Source organism: Flavobacterium sp. FG19 (genome assembly GCF_057809475.1).
The window spans coordinates 148,452-167,148 of sequence record NZ_JBMDKA010000004.1; the positions used below are offsets into that span (position 1 = coordinate 148,452).

14 protein-coding genes are annotated in these 18,697 nt (G+C 35.2%); 13 read left to right on the forward strand and 1 reads right to left on the reverse strand.

The window, feature by feature from the left end:
* The first annotated feature begins 122 nt into the window (after positions 1–122).
* Positions 123–1,787, forward strand: a complete 1,665-nt coding sequence (locus ACODST_RS06005) for a leucine-rich repeat protein (RefSeq protein ID WP_488931208.1) — start codon at positions 123–125, stop codon at positions 1,785–1,787.
* A 58-nt stretch (positions 1,788–1,845) separates the two neighbouring features.
* Here ACODST_RS06005 and ACODST_RS06010 read toward each other — a convergent pair whose 3' ends face one another.
* Positions 1,846–4,479, reverse strand: coding sequence for a TonB-dependent receptor (locus ACODST_RS06010; protein WP_488931209.1), 2,634 nt, complete (start codon positions 4,477–4,479; stop codon positions 1,846–1,848).
* Between the two features lie 297 nt (positions 4,480–4,776).
* Here ACODST_RS06010 and ychF point away from each other — a divergent pair, with 297 nt between their 5' ends.
* From ychF to ACODST_RS06070, 12 genes are all read left to right on the forward strand, one after another.
* On the forward strand, positions 4,777–5,871 hold the full coding sequence (ychF, locus tag ACODST_RS06015) for a redox-regulated ATPase YchF (RefSeq protein WP_488931210.1): 1,095 nt from the start codon (positions 4,777–4,779) through the stop codon (positions 5,869–5,871).
* Positions 5,872–6,260: 389 nt separating this feature from the next.
* The gene (locus tag ACODST_RS06020; RefSeq protein ID WP_488931211.1) at positions 6,261–6,938 is read left to right on the forward strand and encodes a TIGR02117 family protein; all 678 of its coding nucleotides are present in this window, start codon (positions 6,261–6,263) and stop codon (positions 6,936–6,938) included.
* Between the two features lie 7 nt (positions 6,939–6,945).
* Entirely contained in the window at positions 6,946–7,620 is a 675-nt protein-coding gene (locus ACODST_RS06025) for a hypothetical protein (protein WP_488931212.1), read from the forward strand.
* Positions 7,621–7,767: 147 nt separating this feature from the next.
* On the forward strand, positions 7,768–8,682 hold the full coding sequence (locus ACODST_RS06030; protein WP_488931213.1) for a YihY/virulence factor BrkB family protein: 915 nt from the start codon (positions 7,768–7,770) through the stop codon (positions 8,680–8,682).
* A 109-nt stretch (positions 8,683–8,791) separates the two neighbouring features.
* Complete coding sequence (locus ACODST_RS06035) at positions 8,792–9,316, forward strand: NADPH-dependent FMN reductase (RefSeq protein WP_488931214.1); 525 nt, start codon at positions 8,792–8,794, stop codon at positions 9,314–9,316.
* Complete coding sequence (locus ACODST_RS06040) at positions 9,317–10,297, forward strand: transglutaminase domain-containing protein (RefSeq protein WP_488931215.1); 981 nt, start codon at positions 9,317–9,319, stop codon at positions 10,295–10,297.
* A gap of 76 nt (positions 10,298–10,373) precedes the next feature.
* Complete coding sequence (gene pncB, locus ACODST_RS06045) at positions 10,374–11,549, forward strand: nicotinate phosphoribosyltransferase (protein WP_488931216.1); 1,176 nt, start codon at positions 10,374–10,376, stop codon at positions 11,547–11,549.
* 162 nt (positions 11,550–11,711) lie between these two features.
* Positions 11,712–13,580, forward strand: a complete 1,869-nt coding sequence (locus ACODST_RS06050) for a DNA topoisomerase IV subunit B (protein ID WP_488931217.1) — start codon at positions 11,712–11,714, stop codon at positions 13,578–13,580.
* Positions 13,581–13,602: 22 nt separating this feature from the next.
* Positions 13,603–14,202, forward strand: a complete 600-nt coding sequence (locus ACODST_RS06055; protein WP_488931218.1) for a hypothetical protein — start codon at positions 13,603–13,605, stop codon at positions 14,200–14,202.
* A 123-nt stretch (positions 14,203–14,325) separates the two neighbouring features.
* Positions 14,326–15,339: a PDDEXK nuclease domain-containing protein gene (locus tag ACODST_RS06060; protein WP_488931219.1), complete on the forward strand. Its 1,014-nt coding sequence runs from the start codon at positions 14,326–14,328 to the stop codon at positions 15,337–15,339.
* Positions 15,340–15,342: 3 nt separating this feature from the next.
* A complete protein-coding gene (locus ACODST_RS06065) occupies positions 15,343–15,906 on the forward strand; it encodes a hypothetical protein (protein ID WP_488931220.1) in 564 nt (187 codons plus the stop codon).
* 36 nt (positions 15,907–15,942) lie between these two features.
* Complete coding sequence (locus tag ACODST_RS06070; RefSeq protein WP_488931221.1) at positions 15,943–18,657, forward strand: DNA gyrase/topoisomerase IV subunit A; 2,715 nt, start codon at positions 15,943–15,945, stop codon at positions 18,655–18,657.
* Positions 18,658–18,697 lie beyond the last annotated feature (40 nt).

Consider the following 18,697-nt stretch of genomic DNA (forward strand, 5'->3'; position numbering starts at 1 on the left):
TTTACTCGGGATTTTTTTTTATAAAATATACTCATTTATAGTGATTTTTTTGTTCCTGCAACAAGTTAGTTTTGTCTGAATTTTTATAGAACAACAAAACTATTTTAGCAAATATGAACATTATGAAGTTACATTTTAAAAGAGTTATTTTTTTGCTGGTTGCCATGGCGGTATTGTCCTGTGATAAAAATGATGACGATCCGTCCAATACAGCAGATTTAAACGTTATCGCTGTGGTAAATACAGATACGCCGGACACCGGTACAAATGTTACCCTGACTATTACCGCTCAAAACAAAGGACCGCTGGATGCTTCTGGTGTGGTGGTAACTAATAATATCCCTGCGGGTTATACTTTTATCAGCAGTGAAACGACAGTTGGAGAGTATAATTATGAAACCGGAAAATGGGGTATAGGAGATCTGGCCAATTCAGCTGAAGCCGTTTTAACCCTTGTTGTTCGTGTAAATCCTTCCGGCGATTATACCAATAAGGCTTCTATAGCCGCTGAGCAGCGAGATCTTTTTTTGGATAATAATATCTCCGTTGTATCGCTCAATCCGACGGTTGTAACCAACGAAATGCTGTTTACTTATGAAATTTCAGAAGGAGTTAATCCCGAAGTAACCATTACAGGATTGTCTGAGTTATGGACAAGTTTAACCACACCGGATAAGTTCAGCATTACGATACCTCAAAGTATTAACGGTTATCCCGTTACTATAATTGGTGTTTCGGCCTTTGAGGACAGAACAGAACTGCTTGATGTGATTATTCCCGATGGTATTAAGATCATTAGTTTAAGAGCTTTTAATGATTGTTCTGGTTTAAAAAGCATTGTAATTCCGGGGAGTGTTACAACGATTGAAATGAATTCTTTTATGGATTGTACAGGTTTGGAAAATATTACACTTCAGGAAGGAGTTTTGTCTATTGAATCAGATGCATTTCAATATTGCTCGGGTTTAACCAGTGTTACTATACCCAATAGTGTTGTAAGTATTGGTTCGCACGCATTTGCTTATTGTTCCGGGCTAAAAAGTATTGTTATTCCTAATACAGTGACCAGTATTGACAGCAGGGCTTTTTATGATTGTTCATCGCTGACAAATGTTACTATTCCTGAAGGACTTTCCGTGATAAAATCAGAATTGTTTTCCGGCTGCAGCAGTCTCACTGGTATAATTATTCCAAACAATATTAAAAGTATTGAACACAATGCTTTTAGGGACTGTCAGAACCTGACAGGGATTTCAATTCCGGGCAGTGTTACCTCTATTGGATTTGGTGTTTTTATAGATTGCCCTTCCCTTGTTTCTTTTGCGGTAGCAGAATCAAATCCCAATTTCACTGCTGTAAATGGAGTTTTGTATGATAAAAATATAAAAACACTTTTGTATTATCCAAATGCTAAAGCAGGGATATTTACAATTCCTAATACCGTTACAGTAATTGACCAGCTGGCCTTTTCCTACAGTAAAAAATTAACCGAAGTTGTAATACCTGCTAGTGTTGTTACAATCCGGTCTAATGCGTTTCGTTACTGTCATGCTTTAACCAGTGTGGTTATACCTCATAGTGTAACTGGTATCGATTATTATGCTTTTGCAGATAATAGTGAATTGGTAAATGTAACTATGAATCCTGAACAGCCTCCTGTAACGAATTCCAGTTTACTGCCTTTTTATAATTGTCCAAAAATAAAAGAGATAAAGGTGCCGGATGGCAGTTTAGAAGCTTATAAAACAGCAGCAGGCTGGTCTGCTTATCAGGATATCCTGAAGTAATGAACAAAAAAATCCTGAGTATCATACTCAGGATTTTTCGTTTAGTTAAAAATATAAATTAGAAATTAAATCCAAGTCTGGCGTAGTAATAAGCCCCGCTGAATCCCATTTGTACGGCATCCCAGTAACCTCCGGCTTCTGTATTTCCCTGTTCATCCTGTTTTGTTGGGTATACATTGAACAAGTTGTTGCTTCCGATGCTTAGTTTAAGGTTTTTAGTAAACTGATAGCCGAAAGTCAGGTCGGTTACTAATTTTGGGTTGTAAACATCGTCTTCATCAGCATAATCAACCAGAACTACTTTACTGAAACGGGTAAAGGCTAATCCGGCATCAAACTTACTCTTAGAATAGTTTAGGTTTAAACCAAATTTATTATCAGGAGCCGAAGCCAGTAAAAAGGCTTTTTCACGTTTTCCGAAGAAAGTAGCTTCGTCTAAATTGCCATTTTTTACTTTGTCAATTTTCATATCGTTGATGTTTCCAACTAATGTTGCTCCTAAATGTCCAAAATCAAAAGTTTTTTTCCATGACAAAACCAAATCCAGACCATGTGTGCTGGTATCTACTCCGTTTACGAAGAACTGCGCTTCAGAAACCCCCAGATTTAAAGAGCTGGCATCAAAATATCCGGTAAGTACGATACGGTCTTTTACTTTAATGTAATAACCGTCAACAGTTGCGGTAAAATCGCCAAAAGAAGCGGTGAATCCCAAAGAACCGTTTACTGCTTTTTCTTCGTTTAGTTTGTCGATTCCAAAAGCTCTGGTAACCGGGCTGTCATTGGGTGCCAGTAAAACTTCAGTTGCTCCGCTGGCATTAAAATTTGTAAAGCGTAAATTGTAATAAATTTGTGCTAAAGAGGGGGCACGGAAACCGGTACTGACAGAACCTCTTAAATTAAAATGCTCACCCAGTTTCAGTCTTGAAGCCAGTTTTCCGTTTATTGTACTTCCAAAATCGCTGTAATTTTCATATCGGGCAGCGGCACTAATCATAAATGCTTTGGTTACGTCAAGCTCTCCGTCAGCGTATAAAGAAAAGTTGGTGCGGCTTTCGTTGACTTCGTTGGCAGGGCTGTATCCCGGAAATCCCTGTGAACCTCCAGGTCTTGGTTCTCCTGTAACAGGATCAATAGGAGCACTTTGAGTAGTTGGGTCAGTAATAGGAACGCCGTTAGTATCGTAAGTAGCATAAGAACCTTCTTCCCCGGCAAAAATTTCAAATTTTTCTACTCTGAATTCTGTACCGAATGCAATATTAAATCCGTTGAGAACGCTGTCGTAGTTTTTAGAAATATCAAAATTGGTCGTATTTTGAAGTAAACTATGTCCTCCGGCATCAAACTCATGCGGAGATTTTTCTTCCAGTGAAGCGTTTATCGTTCCTTTGATATCGTATTGGAATTTGTTTTTACCAAAAGTATTGCTCAGATCAAATTTCCATCCTCCCGAAGATTGGGTTTTGATTCCGGCAGCAACTGAATTATCATTGATTTTAGAAGTAATTCTAGGAGTATAACCACCCGGATAAACAGATTCTACGACTCTTTCTCCGTCATTTCTGGTAAAAGCATAAGCATCAGTATCTCTGAAATTACTTCCTCCAAAGGCATAAAACTCTGTTTTATCAGAAATAGGGATCGCAAGATTAGCAAATAAATTTACACCATGCATACTGGCATCACCAAAACCTTTTCTGAAATCATAAGCAGGTCGTAAGGTCTTGTTTTTATTTAGGAATTCTCCGGTAAAGTTGGCATAACCGCCTTTAGTTCCCAGCGCAACACCGTAGTTAGCCGCAACTCTTACCGAACCTCCGTCAAAATCCTGATCTTTTCCGTACGAATTTCCATTTCCGTCCTGGTCTAATCTATATCCTTTGGTATTTGGTGTTCCGGGAAGGAAGTCACCCTGTGCATGCGTGTTAAAAGCACCATAGGTTACGGAACCAGTCAGTTCATTGACATTATCGTTTGTAATAATATTAATTACACCGGCAATAGCATCAGAGCCGTATTGTGCTGCGGCGCCATCACGTAAAATTTCAATTCTTTTGATAGAAGCTGCCGGAATAGCATTTAAATCGGTTCCGGTATTACCACGGCCTCTGGTTCCAAATAAGTTAATTAAAGAGGACTGGTGTCGTCTTTTTCCATTAATTAAAACGAGTGTCTGGTCTGGTCCCATACCTCTTAAAGAGGCAGGATCAACGTGATCGGCACCATCAGAACCTGATTGTTTATTAGCATTGAAAGAAGGGGCTACATACTGAAGCAGCTGATTGATTTCAATTTTACCACTCTGTGTTGTAACATCTTTCACACTGATCACATCAATAGGTACAGCGGAGTTTACAACAGTTCTTTTGGTACTTCTTGAACCGGTAACGACAACATCGCTTAAAACCTGACCTGTGCTTTCATCTAAAAAAACATCAATTTTATCGCCGGAAGCTGATTTTTCGACTGTAGAGAATCCTACATAGCTAAAAACTAAGGTAGCGCCTTCTTTAACTTTTATTTTATAACCGCCTTCAAAATCGGTAGAAACCCCGTTAGAAGTTCCTTTTTCGACCACATTTACACCCGGAAGCGGTGTACCTGTTTTATCTTTTACGATGCCCGAGACTTCTTTTTGTGCAAAAAGAAATGCTGAATTCAGCAGAAATAAAAATAATGCAATCTTTTTCATGGTTGTTGGTTTTTTGGTTTGTTTTTTGTTGGAAATTTCTATAAAAATACTATTTTTTAACAAAAGCTTAATAAAAAGTTTAAAAATTTTTAAGAATAACCTTAAAATTGTATTAATGCACATTTTTACTTCCGGCAAGAGCTATTAAATCTTATATTTGCAAAATTTTAAAGCCAAAAAATATCATTTTGGCAGAAATCAAAAAAGCGTATACATCATAAAATATTCGCAGAGAATAGTAAAAGTTAAGGTGCTAATAGTTTAAGTACCAGATAAAATATAAATCGAAACAAACAAATGAAAGCAGGAATTGTAGGATTGCCGAATGTTGGAAAGTCAACATTATTTAATTGTTTATCTAACGCTAAAGCGCAGAGTGCTAACTTTCCGTTTTGTACAATTGAACCTAATATTGGTGTGGTAAACGTTCCGGATCCAAGGATTAACAAACTGGAGGAATTAGTAAAACCAGAGCGTGTACAAATGGCTACTGTTGATATTGTAGACATCGCAGGTTTAGTTAAAGGAGCAAGTAAAGGAGAAGGTCTTGGAAATCAGTTCTTAGGAAATATCAGAGAGTGTAATGCTATCATTCACGTTTTACGTTGTTTTGATAATGATAATATCGTGCATGTAGACGGAAACGTAAATCCAATTCGTGACAAAGAAACGATCGATATCGAATTGCAGTTAAAAGATTTGGAAACGATCGAAAAACGTTTAGAAAAAGTAAAACGTGCTGCAAAAACCGGAAATAAAGAAGCTCAGGCAGAAGAAGCTTTACTAAACAGAATTAGAGAAGCTCTTTTACAGGCTAAATCGGCCAGAACAGTTATTCCTCAAAATAATGACGAAGAAGTTTTAATGGAAGCTTTTCAGTTAATCACAGCAAAACCGGTTTTATATGTTTGTAATGTTGACGAAAGTTCTGCCGTAAGCGGAAACAAATATGTAGATCAGGTTCGTGAATTAGTAAAAGATGAAGAAGCAGAAGTTATTGTACTTTCAGTAGGAGCAGAGGCAGATATCACAGAATTAGAAAGCTACGAAGAGCGTCAGGTTTTCCTTGAAGATATGGGATTGGAAGAGCCGGGAGCATCTGTTTTAATTCGTGCAGCTTACAAATTATTAAAACAGCAGACTTACTTTACAGCTGGTGTAAAAGAAGTTCGTGCCTGGACAATCAATATTGGAGCAACTGCGCCGCAAGCAGCCGGAGTTATCCACACCGATTTTGAAAAAGGATTTATCCGTGCTGAGGTTATTTCATACGATGATTACGTTCAGTACGGTTCTGAGGCAAAAGCAAAAGAAGCCGGAAAATTCAGAGTAGAAGGAAAAGAATATGTTGTAAAAGATGGTGATGTGATGCATTTCCGTTTCAACGTTTAATTTTTTTCTTTTTGAGAAGATAGAATAAAGAATAAAGAGAATAGACCAAAACTGCTGGAGAGATTCAGCAGTTTTTTTGTTTTTATAAGTCTCTTGAATAGGTTGTTTTGTGGATAGTATGTCATTTCGACGAAGGAGAAATCTTCGCTGGAAACTCTACAAAGATTGGCGATTTAGATTGTGGAGCTACTTGTGAGGATTTCTCCTTCGTTGAAATGACAAACTATACGTCTGAGTTGTAGTTTTAAAAAAAAAATCCTTGTAAATCCGCGCTTTCGCGAAGGCGAATCAGTAAAATCCGCGTGCTATTTTCAGCAAGTAAATTTTTTGGCTTAAAAATTGGTTACTGAAAAATCAACCAATTACTAATCTAAAATACACTAATCAAAATGCTAAAAAAAACTTTCAAATTTGCGGGCTGGACCCTTTTCGGAATCTTTGGTTTTCTGGTGCTTTACGTACTATCTGTTTATCTGATTTCTAAAATAACAGTCAATTCAGATATCGCGCAGACAGAGGAACAAAATTCAGTTCCGATTTACATTCTTTCCAACGGTGTTCATACCGATATTGTGGTTCCAATTAAAAACGAAATTAAAGACTGGCGAAATGAAATTCAGTTTAATCAAACCCAATCCAAAGATTCATTAATGAATTATATTGCTTTTGGCTGGGGCGACAAAGGCTTTTATCTCGACACACCCGAATGGTCGGATTTAAAAGCAAGTACCGCTTTAAAAGCCGCATTCGGAATTAGTTCTTCAGCCATGCATACGACATTTTTCAAACAATTAAAGGAAGGTGAGGATTGTAAGCGTATTTTAATTTCAAAAGAAGATTACCAGAGTTTAGTCAGTTATATTTCCAACAGCTTTAGTAATCCGATTCATCCGGAATGGATAGAAGGGCACAGCTACGGAAAAAAAGATGCTTTTTATGAAGCCAAAGGAAGTTATAGTCTTTTTTATACCTGCAATACCTGGGCAAATAATGCACTAAAAGCAGCGAACCAAAAAGCAAGCTTGTGGACGGTTTATGATAAAGGAATTTTTTGTCATTATAAATAATCTTATCATGAATAGAATATTTTTGATTATAATTATAGCGGTAGTAATTATTTCCTGCAAAAAAGCAGATGCTCCAGCTTGTGTAAATTGTATGTCTTTTTATTTTGAAAATCCACAGCCTGAAAAAGATTCCGAATTAGATCATTTTCCAAATAGATTTAAAGGACTATATGCAAATAATGATTCAACTTTTATTAGAATTGAAGAAGATAGAATTTTGGAAGAATACTTCCGTAAATTTAAACTTCATAGACTTGCATTGGATTCGTTAAAGACAGAATATGATATTGTTGATGGCAAATTAATATCAAAAGATACAAAAGAAAAATATGATATGCTTTCAAAAGGCGATTCAATAGAATTAATGCAAAAGCACATAGATACTTTGTTTAGGTTTTCACTTAATCAAAAAGCAAAACGAATGGATGGTCAATTAATTCTGAGTAGAAAAGATTCTATATTTTGGGATATTCAAATTTTGTCAGTTCAAAATAACACTATAAAATTTAAAAGATTTTATGAAGGACAGGATTTAAAAACACTTGATTCTGTCACTAAGATAAAAGGGGAAATGCTCGATTCGATTTCATATTTAATCAAGCCAAGTAGAAGTGAGTTCAAAAAAATATTAAAAATTAAAAAGCTAGGTTACGATCGGGAATTTACAAAAGTCCTGAAATAAATAATATTCTGTCAGGAATAAGAAAAAATATTCCGTTAGGAATATATCGTTGGTAGATATGGGAAAAATATAAAATATCGTATAAAAACAAGAAATAAGGATTTTTGATTATTGCGTAAATTTGAGTGAATATCAAAAAATCAGCAAATGAAAAATCAAAATATCTTTTCAAAAACCTGGTATTTATTAAAAACGACATTTTTAGAATTTAACGACGATAATGCTATAAAGCTCAGTGCGGCGTTATCTTATTATACCATTTTTGCTTTGCCTCCTTTATTGATTATTATCATTACTATTTGTGGCTTCTTTTTTGGGGAAGAGGCAGTCACAGGTCAGTTATATGGTCAGATCAACAGGCTGGTTGGAAATAATGCTGCGGTACAGATTCAGGAGGCAATCAAGAATGTTCAGTTATCAGACAGTAATGTTTTTGTCACTGTATTTGGTATTGTGATGCTGTTAATTGGGGCATCCGGGGTTTTTGCTGAAATTCAGAGTTCGATAAATTATATTTGGGGATTAAGAGCAAAGCCAAACAAAGGTTTAAAAAAGTTCATTCAAAACAGATTAATGTCTTTTTCGATGATCGTTTCAGTTGGATTTTTAATGCTGGTCAGTTTAATGGTCAATGCAACATTAGATCTTTTAAATGCCCGTTTAAAAATGTATTTTCCGGATACGACTGTTTATCTTTTTTACGTGGTTAATCTGCTAATTGTTTTTGCCAGTATTACATTGCTTTTCGCTATTATATTCCGAACTTTACCAGATGGAATTATTAAGTGGAAAGATGCTTTTATTGGAGCATCCAGCACTGCGGTTTTATTTATGATAGGTAAATTTGCTATTGGTGTTTATCTGGGAAATTCGACTGTTGCCAGTGTTTACGGGGCAGCGGGTTCTGTAATAATAATTTTGGTCTGGGTTTATTATTCGGCCATAATTTTATATTTTGGGGCAGAATTTACGAAAGTGTATGCAAAAGCTTTTGGCGGCAGTATTTCACCAAATGATTATTCTGTAGAAATACAAAAAGAGATTTTTGAAATAGAAAATTAATAGTAAACCATATCAGTTATATAAGTTCATTTAATTCATCAGGAATAAAGTAGAAACTTAAATTTTCTTATATAACTTATATGGTTTCAATAAAAAACAAATACCACATATGAAAATAGTAGCCTTTGGAGGAAGTAACAGTACGCAGTCAATCAATAAACGTTTAGCGGTATATGCATCAAGTCTGTTCGAAAATGCCGATGTTGAGGTTTTAGATCTTAATGATTTTGCAATGCCGGTATTCAGTGTTGATTTAGAGAAAGAAATAGGTCAGCACGAAGCGGCAAAAGCTTTTTTAGGCAAACTTAAAGAAGCTGATGTTTTAGTAGTTTCCATGGCAGAAAACAACGGAAACTATTCTGTTGCTTTCAAAAATGTTTTCGACTGGAGTTCCCGAATTGAAAAAGATGTTTTTCAGCACAAACCAATGTTGTTATTGGCTACTTCACCAGGAGGAAGAGGAGGCGCGTCTGTTTTAGGAATTGCACAGAATCTTTTCCCTCGTTATGGTGCAGAAATTAAAGGGAGTTTTTCGTTACCAGCATTTGGCTCGAATTTTGATTTACAGGAAAATAAAATTTCTAACACGGAGTTAGATAATGAACTGAAAGATATTATCAAATCAAATTTCTAAATGCCACAAAAAAAGACTGCCCTAATTTTCCTTTTACTAAATATCCTTTTTATCAATTTTACTTTTTCTCAAAAGATTAGTGAAGTTGATAAAATAGTTGCTAAATACCCTAAAAGTTTTGACAGCACCGAAAAATTAGCTGAAAGAATCGAAAAAGATTTTGATTCGGATGCAGAACGTGCACGTGCTGTTTACAGCTGGATTGCCTTCAATATAAGGTATGATTATAATGCGTATTTGAATCCCCCGAAAGTTCAGGGTTTCAGTTATTCTACCGAAGCAGAGAAGGAGCGAAAAATAAAACAATTGAATGATAACCTGATTCAGAAAGCTTTTAAATCAAAAAAAGCGGTTTGTGAAGGTTTTACAGCTTTGTATCAGCATTTGGCTTCTTTGATGGGAATTAAATGTGAAATCATTCGTGGCGATTCTAAGATTTCAGTGCGGGATATCGGAAGAAAAAACACTTCATCCAATCATGCCTGGAATATGGTTTTGATTGATAAAAAATGGCGTTTGATTGATGTAACCTGGGGACAAGGCTATTATGACAGTAGTAAAGGACAAATGGTAAACGATTTTAATCCTGTTTATTTCGATACTGATCCCGATTATTTCTTCGCTAAACATTTCCCGGATTCCGGAACTTTTTTAGGTGACAGATTAAATAAAGAAGACTTTCTAAACGGTCCTTTGATTTACAATACCACGATCGAAAAAGATTATAAAATTAAATCGCCGGATTCAGGAATAATTGAAGTCCGAAATGGTGATAAAATTACAGTTGAAATCAAAAACGTATCAAAATCAAATCAGGTTTTCTATTTAAACAAAAGAAATCAGCCTGTTAAAGTTCAAAATCCCAAAGAGAAGCGGGGAGGTTTAGAATTTCAAATTCTAATGGATAGCAATATAGGCGATTACATTACTGTTTTTGTAGATGGTAATAGTGTCGTTTCTTTTAAAATAGCTTTGAAATAATGGATTAAGATTTCGCTTTTTCTTCTTTTGCCAAAATTGCCGTATCTTAGCAGGTAATGATTCGAATCTGAGCGCCATGGAAACTACTTTTCTGAAATCAATCTTAGACAATGATTTCTATAAATTCACGATGCAGCATGCGGTAATTAAACTTTTTCCAAAAGCCAAAGTGCGTTACGGATTTATAAACCGGGGCAGACATATTTTTCCTGAGGGATTTGCAGCATTACTTCGAAGTTCTGTAGATGCAATGGCAGATCTTCGTTTAACAAAAGAAGAAAAACATTATTTAGCACATTATTGTCCTTATTTGGATCCTACCTATTTAGATTTTCTGCAAGGGTATAGTTTTGATCCGTCTGAAGTACAGATTAGTCAGGAAGGTTCAGAAATAAAAGTTACTGTTGAAGGATTTTGGTACCGAACTATTTTATGGGAAGTTCCTTTGATGGCTTTGATTTCGGAGCTTTTTTATAAATCGAATCATTTAATTCGTCTGAATGATGATGCCATTAAAAAGGTGACTAAAGACAAAATTGACAATTATAATAAACTAGGTGTTTCTATACTAGAGTTTGGAACAAGACGTCGTCATTCTTACGAAGTACACGATTTGATAAATGAAACACTCCGAACAAATGGAGGGCACAGCTTTATAGGAACCAGTAATGTGCATTTTGCAATGGTTAACAACCGAAGGCCTTTAGGTACACATGCACACGAATGGTTTATGTTTCATGCGGCGCAGTATGGTTTTCAGATGGCAAATTTTGTGAGCCTTGAGAATTGGACAAAAGTGTACGGTGGCGATCTTGGGATAGCTTTAACAGATACCTATACAACGGATATATTCTTCAGTCATTTTGATAAAAAATATTCCAAACTTTTTGATGGTGTTCGTCACGACAGCGGCGATCCGATTGAATTTGCTCAAAAAGTGATTTCACATTATGCCAAAATGGGAATCGATCCAAAATCAAAAGCTATTGTTTTTTCGGATTCACTTAATTATGAAAAAGTAAAAAAAATTGCCAGTTTCTGTCACGACAAGATAAAAATGTCTTTCGGAATAGGAACAAATTTTACTAATGATGTTGGTCTCCCCGCCATGAATATGGTCATAAAATTAACCGATACAAAACCCGATAATGTACATTGGCAGGGAGTGGTAAAACTTTCAGACGAAAAAAACAAAAATACGGGAACCCCCGAAATGATTGCTTTGGCAAAAGAAGTACTGGGAATCAAATAGTATTTTTTTGCTGAAAAAGCAGTTTTTTATAATTTTACCACCTGTTTTATTTTAAAATCAATTTAAATAGATTTTAAACTGTTATTATTCATAACAAAAAAGAAATACGCTTTCATTTTTTGCCGAGAAATGGTACATTAGCAAAAAATCCTAAATTCATTTATGCTAGAGCAAAATCAATACAACGAAGATAATATTCGTTCACTCGATTGGAAGGAACATATTCGTATGCGTCCGGGTATGTACATCGGGAAATTAGGGGACGGATCATCACCGGATGATGGTATTTACATTCTTTTAAAAGAGGTTTTAGACAACTGTATCGATGAGTTCGTTATGGGTGCCGGTAAAACTATCGAAGTATCTATCAAAGACAAAACAGTTTCTGTTCGTGATTACGGACGTGGAATTCCGTTAGGAAAAGTAGTCGACGTAGTTTCTAAAATGAATACAGGAGGAAAGTACGATTCTAAAGCTTTTCAGAAATCGGTTGGTCTAAATGGTGTCGGAACAAAAGCGGTAAATGCACTTTCTACATTTTTCCGTGTAGAATCGGTTCGTGATGACAAACAAAAAGGAGCGGAGTTTTCGGCAGGAAACTTAGTTTTAGAAGAAGATGTAATTGATACAACCAAACGCAAAGGAACAAAAGTTGTTTTTACGCCAGACGAAACGATTTTCAAAAACTACAAATTCCGTTTAGAGTATGTAATCAAAATGGTAAAAAACTATTGTTATCTAAACAATGGTTTGACCATTATTTTTAATGGAGAAAAATACTATTCAGAAAACGGGCTTCGTGATTTATTAGAAGAAACGATCAATGAAGAAGATTTGGAATATCCAATTATTCATCTGAAAGACCACGACATTGAAGTTGCACTGACACACAGTAAAACGCAATACAGTGAAGAATACCACTCTTTCGTAAACGGTCAGAATACAACACAGGGAGGAACGCACTTAGCGGCGTATCGTGAAGCGGTTGTAAAAACGATTCGTGAATTTTACAATAAGAATTTCGAGGCATCAGATGTTCGTAAATCGATTGTAAGTGCGATCAGTATTAAAGTAATGGAACCCGTTTTTGAGTCTCAGACCAAAACAAAATTAGGTTCTACCGATATGGGTTCTGATGATGGAACGCCTGCAGTTTCTGTTCGTACTTTCGTTAACGATTTCATCAAAACGAAACTGGACAATTACCTGCATAAAAACCCGCCGACAGCCGAAGCTTTACTACGTAAAATTCTTCAGGCGGAACGTGAAAGAAAAGAATTATCAGGAATTAGAAAACTGGCGACAGATCGTGCTAAAAAAGCGAATCTTCACAATAAAAAATTAAGAGACTGCCGTGCGCATCTTCCTGATACCAAAAACCCGAGAAACTTAGAAAGTACACTTTTTATCACCGAGGGAGATTCGGCTTCCGGATCGATTACCAAATCGCGTGATGTGAATACACAAGCGGTTTTCAGTTTGCGTGGTAAACCTTTGAATTCGTACGGGATGTCTAAAAAGATCGTGTATGAAAACGAAGAATTCAACTTGCTTCAAGCTGCATTAGATATCGAAGACGGACTGGAAAAATTACGTTACAACAACATCGTGATCGCAACCGATGCCGATGTCGACGGAATGCACATTCGTTTGCTGTTGATTACGTTTTTCCTTCAGTTTTTCCCGGAATTAATCAAAGAAGGACATTTGTATATTTTACAGACACCGCTTTTCAGGGTTCGAAACAAAAAAGAAACAATTTACTGTTATTCTGACGAAGAAAGAAAAGACGCCATCGAGAAACTGAAACCAAAACCGGAAATCACCCGATTTAAAGGTTTGGGAGAGATTTCGCCGGATGAGTTTAAAAATTTCATTGGAGACACCATTCGTCTGGATCCGATTATGATGGATAAAAATACTTCAATTGAGCAGTTGTTATCTTTCTATATGGGTAAAAACACACCAGACAGGCAAGAGTTTATTATCAAAAATCTGAAGGTGGAGATTGATGAGCTTGAAGAGGCTTAAGTTTTTTTGGAATTTTAGCTTAATGAAGAAGCTTTTAGTTTTAGTAATTATTCCGACTTTATTTTCATGTAATAGAAATAAAGGTTTTGAAGATGAAATTAAAAACAAAAGAGAAATAGATTATTCCGATGCTTTTGAATTTGAATTGAAATCAATTAAAAAAGTTGAAATATTTTCTTATCCAGATCGGTTAGCTTGGGATACATTAAGGCATAGAGAAGAAATTATTCGAAATAATAAGATAGATTTTGACACTTCAATGATTAACGAAAAAGTTCTGTTGTTGGAGGAAAATCAAATAAAAGAATTGTTTGATTTGATTAAATATCATTGTAAAGTTGAGGGTGATGTTGCTCCTTATTCAAGCTGTTATATGCCAAGAAATTTGATTCTTTTTTATAATAATAAAAATAGAATTATTGGACATATTGAACTTTGTTTTGAATGCGGAACTTCTAAATCTTCTAACAATCTTAAGGGAAATTGGAATTATTGTAATGATGATGTGAAAGACTTTTTCAAAAAAAACGGGATCAAATATTTTGTTGATTCAGAAGAAAAGGAAGAAAAAGAAAGAAGATTTTTAGATAGTTTGAAAACGTTGAAAAAAGTAAAAATTTAGTATAGTTCTATAATTTAGAATATTGAAATGCCAAACGGTCTTCAAAATAAAGTCATTTTTCAGCAGGTTGCCGAGTTATTGCAAAATGCCCGACAGCAAGTTTTGCGTACCGTAAATTCAACTATGACCATTACGTATTTTGAAATAGGGAGAATTATTGTTGAAGAAGAACAAAATGGAAAAGATAGGGCAGGATATGGAAAGCAACTACTAAAGGGACTTTCTGAACATTTGACTAAAGAGTTTGGAAAAGGCTTTTCTATTGATAATTTAGAAAATATGAGGAAGCTCTTTTTGACTTTCTCAAAATCCGAGACACTGTCTCGGATTTTGGAAATTCAAAAAACGCAGTCACTGACTGAGGAATTCGAATCTGAAAAAGCGCAGACAGTGTCTGCGGAATTCAAGAGACCAGATTATCAAACTTTATCTTCATTTTTCACATTGACTTTTAGTCATTATATTTTTTTAATGCGAATTGATGATGAAAAAGAAAGACGGTTTTATAAAATAGAATCCGAAAAACATAATTGGAGTGTTCGGGAGCTAAAACGTCAATACGATACGGCACTTTATACAAGATTAGCTTTAAGCAGAGATAAAGAAGGTGTTTTAAAACTTTCAGAAGAAGGTCAGATTATTGAAAAACCAAAAGATATTATCAAAGATCCTTATATACTTGAGTTTTTAGGATTGCCTGAATCGCACCAATATTCAGAATCGCAGTTAGAGGAAGAAATCATTAATAAACTCGAACATTTCTTATTAGAATTAGGTCACGGTTTTACTTTTGTTGGAAGACAGCAAAGAATTACTTTTGATGACAAACATTTTAGAATTGATTTAGTTTTTTATAACAGAATATTGAAATGTTTTGTTCTTATTGATCTTAAAATAGGTGAATTAAAACATCAGGATTTAGGGCAAATGCAAATGTATGTAAACTATTACGACAGAGAAATGCGTTTGGAAGATGAAAATAAAACCATTGGAATTGTTCTTTGCCAAAATAAAAGTGAAGCCGTAGTAAAATATACATTGCCTGAAAATAATGAACAGATTTTTGCCAGTAAATACAAAACTGTCTTACCAAGTGTTGAAGCTTTAAAAGAATTATTAGAAAGTAATATAATTTAACGGATGAAGAGAGTATTTTTATTCATTATTTTAGGTCTAATTTCTTGTAAAAAAGAAAGTACAGAATCTTCAATCGTAATTGAGAAAACTAGTGAGATTAAATCAAAAAGCGAAGTAATCAAAATAAGAGATTTTCCTTTAAAGGATTTATCCAAAGTAGAGATTTTATCTTATGAAGACCGAATGAGATGGGATAAAAAAAGTACAGAAGAAAAAAGTAATAAATATACAAAAGACCTTGTCGTTGATTATAAATTGAATTTTGACAGTACACAGGTAAAAGAGAGAGTAGTATTAAATTCCGTATTGAAATCAGAATTATTGGAATTTATGTCTCAGGATAGTTGTAAAGTACAAGAGCTGCCAGCAGATTGTTATATGCCGCGACATATGATACTTTTCAGAGATCAAAAAAACAGAATAATTGGTTATAAAGAACTTTGTTTAGGATGTAGAGGTTTTAGGGAATCAAAAAATCTGGCAAATTATAATGGCTATTGCTTTAGTCAAATGGAAGAGCTTTTTAGAAAAGCAGGAATCAAATATTTTGACGATAATTACGAATAAAATAAATAGTTTACTGAGATAAATTCAGCATAAAAAATGAAAGACGAAGAAGACGATAACATAATTCCAAACGAAGACGAAAATAATTCAGATGACAATCTGGATAACATTCAGGATGGTGATGATGATGTGATTGATGGTGAAGGTAAACATTTTGAAGGAGCACATTTTTACGAAAATCAGGAAGAAGAAGGAGAAGACGTTATTACCAAAGTAACCGGAATGTATAAAGACTGGTTTCTGGATTATGCATCGTACGTAATCCTGGAACGTGCTGTTCCTGCTATCGAGGACGGATTTAAACCTGTTCAGCGTCGTATTATGCACTCGCTTAAAGAGTTGGATGACGGTCGTTATAATAAAGTTGCCAATGTTGTAGGTCACACCATGCAGTATCACCCACACGGAGATGCCAGTATTGGTGATGCTATGGTGCAGATTGGTCAGAAAGATTTATTAATAGACTGTCAGGGAAACTGGGGAAATATTCTAACAGGTGACGGTGCAGCAGCACCCCGTTATATTGAGGCACGTTTATCTAAGTTTGCTTTGGAGGTTTTATATTCTCCTAAAATTACAGAATGGGGACTATCATATGATGGTAGAAAAGCAGAACCAATTAATCTTCCGGTAAAATTCCCTCTTCTTTTAGCTCAGGGGGCTGAAGGTATTGCGGTTGGTTTATCTACAAAAGTTTTACCTCATAACTTCAATGAATTAATCGATGCTTCGATTAAAATTTTAAAAGGAAAACCATTCACGCTTTATCCGGACTTTATGACTCAGGGCATTGCCGACGTTTCCAATTACAACGACGGAATGCGTGGCGGTCGTGTGCGTGTGCGTGCTAAAATTTCGCAATTAGACAAAAATACGCTGGTGATTACGCAGATTCCGTTTTCGACCAATACATCAAGTTTAATCGACAGTATTTTGAAAGCCAATGAAAAAGGCAAGATCAAAATCAAGAAAATTGAAGACAATACGGCGGCCGATGTTGAGATTTTAATTCATCTTTTCCCGGGTGTTTCACCAGATAAAACTATTGATGCTTTGTTTGCGTTTACAGGCTGCGAAACATCTGTTGCACCTTTGGGATGTGTGATCGAAGATAATAAACCGTTGTTTATTGGGGTTTCTCAAATGTTGAAAATCTCAACACACAGAACCGTTGATTTGCTTCGTCAGGAATTAGAAATTCAGTTAGAGGAATTACGAAATAAATGGCATTTTTCTACTTTAGAAAAAATCTTTATTCGTGAAGAAATGTATATCGACTTCAAATTATACGGAGACAGAGAATCACTTTACAAATATTTATACGACCGGTTTGAGCCTTTCAAAAAATCATTCGTGAGAGAAATCAACGATGATGACTTACAAAGACTGACTCAAATTCCGATGATTCGTATCACCCGTTTCGACTCTGATAAAGCAGATGATTTAATCGCTAAGTTAGAAGACGAGATGAAAGAGGTAGAATACAATTTAGAACATCTTACCGATTTTGCCATTGCGTATTTTACCAAATTAAAAGAGAAATACGGGAAAGGCCGTGAACGTCAGACAGAACTTCGTGTTTTTGATAACGTTGAGGCTACAAAAGTAGTTTTAAGAAACACAAAACTATATGTAAACCGTGAAGAAGGTTTCGTTGGAACAAGTTTAAAGAAAGACGAATATATTGGTGATTGTTCTGATATTGATGATGTGATCGTGTTTTTACGCGACGGAACATTGATGATCACAAAAGTAGATGCCAAAACGTTTATAGGAAAAGACATTATACACGCTGCCGTTTTTGATAAAAATGATAAACGTACCATTTATAATATGATGTACCGTGATGGTAAATCGGGGCCGTCGTATATAAAGCGTTTTAATGTTACCGGTGTAACACGTGATAAAGCTTACGATTTAACAAACGGAACAAATGGTTCTCAAGTTGTTTATTTTTCACACAATCCAAATGGAGAAGCTGAGGTGGTTACTATTTTATTGCGTCAGGTGGGAACGATTAAAAAACTGAAATTCGATATTGATTTTGCTAAATTGGCAATCAAAGGACGTGGTTCTAAAGGAAATTTAGTAACCAAATATCCAATCAAAAAGATTGAATTAAAAGAAAAAGGTATTTCGACTTTACTGCCAAGAAAAGTCTGGTTTGATGATACCGTAAAACGTCTGAACGTTGATGCGAGAGGAGAACTGCTGGGTGAGTTTAAACCAACAGACAAAATATTAGTAATCAGCCAGTCTGGAAAACTGAAGGTGATCATTCCGGAATTGTCCACTCATTTTGAGGAAGATATGATAGTCCTGGAAAAGTGGAAACCTAAAAAACCAATTTCGGCGATTTATTACGATGGAGAAAAAGAGCGTTATTTCTTGAAACGTTTCCTGGTTGAAAATGAAGGAAAAGAAGAAAGTTTTATTACAGATCATCCAAATTCTCAGTTAGAAATCGTTTCGACAGATTATCGCCCGTTAGCACAGTTGGTTTTTGCAAAAGTGAAAGGCGTTCAAAAAGACGATTTACATATTGATGTGGAAGATTTTATAGCTGTAAAAGGTTTTAAAGCTCTTGGGAACCAGTTAACAACTGAAAAGCTAAAACAAGTTAATCTGCTGGAACCGCTTCCATACGAAGAACCTGTTGAAGAAGTTCCGGAAAAAGTAGAAATCTCAGAAGATGATCCGGTTGAAACAGAATTAGACGACGATGGCCAGATAGGCCTGGTTTTAGAATAAGCAACAGAAAACGCTGAGATTTATTTCTCAGCGTTTTTTA

Excerpts from the sequence above, each read along its gene's own strand:
- ACODST_RS06035 (WP_488931214.1), top strand. The coding sequence starts at position 8,792 with ATGAAAATAGTAGCCTTTGGAGGAAGTAACAGTACGCAGTCAATCAAT.
- ACODST_RS06070 (WP_488931221.1), top strand. The coding sequence starts at position 15,943 with ATGAAAGACGAAGAAGACGATAACATAATTCCAAACGAAGACGAAAAT.
- ACODST_RS06025 (WP_488931212.1), top strand. The coding sequence starts at position 6,946 with ATGAATAGAATATTTTTGATTATAATTATAGCGGTAGTAATTATTTCC.
- ACODST_RS06005 (WP_488931208.1), top strand. The coding sequence starts at position 123 with ATGAAGTTACATTTTAAAAGAGTTATTTTTTTGCTGGTTGCCATGGCG.
- ACODST_RS06060 (WP_488931219.1), top strand. The coding sequence starts at position 14,326 with ATGACCATTACGTATTTTGAAATAGGGAGAATTATTGTTGAAGAAGAA.
- ACODST_RS06065 (WP_488931220.1), top strand. The coding sequence starts at position 15,343 with ATGAAGAGAGTATTTTTATTCATTATTTTAGGTCTAATTTCTTGTAAA.
- ACODST_RS06040 (WP_488931215.1), top strand. The coding sequence starts at position 9,317 with ATGCCACAAAAAAAGACTGCCCTAATTTTCCTTTTACTAAATATCCTT.
- ACODST_RS06010 (WP_488931209.1), bottom strand. The coding sequence starts at position 4,479 with ATGAAAAAGATTGCATTATTTTTATTTCTGCTGAATTCAGCATTTCTT.
- ACODST_RS06030 (WP_488931213.1), top strand. The coding sequence starts at position 7,768 with ATGAAAAATCAAAATATCTTTTCAAAAACCTGGTATTTATTAAAAACG.
- ACODST_RS06055 (WP_488931218.1), top strand. The coding sequence starts at position 13,603 with ATGAAGAAGCTTTTAGTTTTAGTAATTATTCCGACTTTATTTTCATGT.
- ACODST_RS06020 (WP_488931211.1), top strand. The coding sequence starts at position 6,261 with ATGCTAAAAAAAACTTTCAAATTTGCGGGCTGGACCCTTTTCGGAATC.
- pncB (WP_488931216.1), top strand. The coding sequence starts at position 10,374 with ATGGAAACTACTTTTCTGAAATCAATCTTAGACAATGATTTCTATAAA.
- ychF (WP_488931210.1), top strand. The coding sequence starts at position 4,777 with ATGAAAGCAGGAATTGTAGGATTGCCGAATGTTGGAAAGTCAACATTA.
- ACODST_RS06050 (WP_488931217.1), top strand. The coding sequence starts at position 11,712 with ATGCTAGAGCAAAATCAATACAACGAAGATAATATTCGTTCACTCGAT.